Here is a 1,967-nt window from a genome sequence, read left to right on the forward strand (position 1 = left end):
CTCGGTTCCTGAGGGGGCGAACCCGTCCGGGCGCTCGTCCCCACCCCTCCGCACGGTTTCGTGAATGGCCCCGAATACCCCTGCCCGCCGCATCGGCGCCCAGAAACACGCGGGTGTGACGCACCGCACGGCGACACCGGATCCGAGCGCCCGGCCGCGGGACCTGCGCGACCCGGGCGGCGCGGTCGCGCTGCGCTTGCCGGAAGCAGGGCCGGCCGGCACCGCACGGGGTGTCGCCCCGATACCGGCCCCGCGCGCGGAGGCCGAGCCATGCTGAGCGAACGACCGGGCCACGACGCCGCCGACGCCCCGGCATGCGGGTGCGGCGACGGCTGCGGCGCCGTTTCGGCCGCGCGCGACCCTGCGCTGCAGAACACGATGGCCAGCTTCTCGGCCGGTCTGCTCGCCGCCTTCGGCGCGACCCTGGGGGCTGTCGTCGGGTTCGTGGTCTTCGCCGAATGGTCCGGTCTCCTGGACCGGCTGTCCGGGTTTGTCGCATGGCCGCTCTGGCTCGCGGCGGTCCTCCTCGGCGGCTACCCGATCTTCCGTTCCGTCCTGCGCGCCGCGTTCAGGCGGCGGGTGACCTCGCACACCCTCATGACGGTCGGCCTCGGCGCCGCCGTGCTCACGGGCGCTTGGCCGGCCGCGATCATCGTCGTGTTCTTCATGCGGCTCGCCGATTACGTCGAGCATTTCACCGCCGAGCGCGCACGCCGCGCCGTCAGGGAGTTGACCAGCCTCGCTCCCGAAAAAGCCCGGGTCGAGCGCCACGGGTCCGAGATCGAAGTGCCGGTCGCCGAGGTGCGGATCGGCGAGACCGTGGTCGTGCGCCCGGGCGAGAAGGTTCCCGTCGACGGCGAGGTCATCGCCGGACAGGCCACCGTGAACCAGGCCTCGATCACCGGCGAGTCGATGCCGGTCGAAGCGGGCCCCGGCGCGCGCGTCTTCGCGGCGAGCTTCGCTCAACTCGGCGCCCTGCGTGTCCGAGCGACCGCCATCGGCGTCGACACGACCTTCGGCCGGGTCATCAAGATGGTCGAGGAGGCCGACCGACACCGCGCCGACGTGCAGCGCATCGCGGACACGTTCGCGACCTGGTACTTGCCCGTCGTCATCGCCGTCGCGACCGCCACCTTCTTCGTGAGTGGAAACGCGCTCGCGACCGCGGCGGTGCTGATGGTGGCCTGCTCCTGTTCGTTCGCGCTGGCCACGCCCGTCGCCATGATCGCGTCGATCGGCAGCGCCGCCCGGCGCGGTCTCCTGATCAAGGGTGGGCGCTACCTGGAGGCTCTCGCCAGGGCCGACGTGGTGCTGCTCGACAAGACCGGCACGCTGACGTTCGGCCGGCCTCGGATCACGGACGTCGTGCCGTTCGATGGATCGGGCGCTCCGGGCGAGGAGCGGTTGCTGAGGATGGCGGCGGGCGCGGAACGCTACTCCGAACATCCCCTGGCCGAGGCGGTGCGAGCGGCGGCGGCCGAACGCCAGCTCTGTCCGGCTGAGCCCGAGCACTTCGAGGCCATGCCCGGCCACGGCGTGCGGGCGCGTATCGCGGGCGCGACGGTCACCGTGGGCGGCAGACGCCTGCTGCCGGAAGGATTTAACATACCGCCGCGGATGGCCGATCTGGAAGCGGCGGGCAAGACGCTCGTGGTCGTGGCCTGCGATGGCAGCCCTGTCGGGGTTCTGGCGGCGACGGACACCGAGCGGCCCGCGGTGCCGGCCGCCCTCGCCGCGCTGCGGGCGCTCGGCATCCGGCATTTCGAGCTGGTGACGGGCGACAACGCTCGCACCGCCGCTGCGCTCGCCGGACCGCTCGGCCTGGGTTACCGCGCCGACCTGTTGCCGGAGGAGAAGATCGCGGTCGTCAAGGAGTACCAGAGCCGCGGGCACGTCGTCGTGATGATCGGCGACGGCGTCAACGACGCACCGGCGCTGGCCCAGGCCGACGTCGGCATCGCGATGGG

General features: G+C 72.6%; 1 protein-coding gene. It reads left to right on the plus strand.

Annotated elements, in window-relative coordinates; all coding sequences use genetic code 11:
* Positions 1-60: 60 nt before the first annotated feature.
* Positions 61-1,967, plus strand: a 1,907-nt coding sequence (locus MFF42_RS25155) for a heavy metal translocating P-type ATPase (protein ID WP_238258707.1), incomplete at its 3' end; no start/stop codon positions are given.

It is taken from the genome of Methylorubrum podarium (genome assembly GCF_022179745.1).
GTDB classification, from domain to species: Bacteria; Pseudomonadota; Alphaproteobacteria; order Rhizobiales; family Beijerinckiaceae; genus Methylobacterium; species Methylobacterium podarium.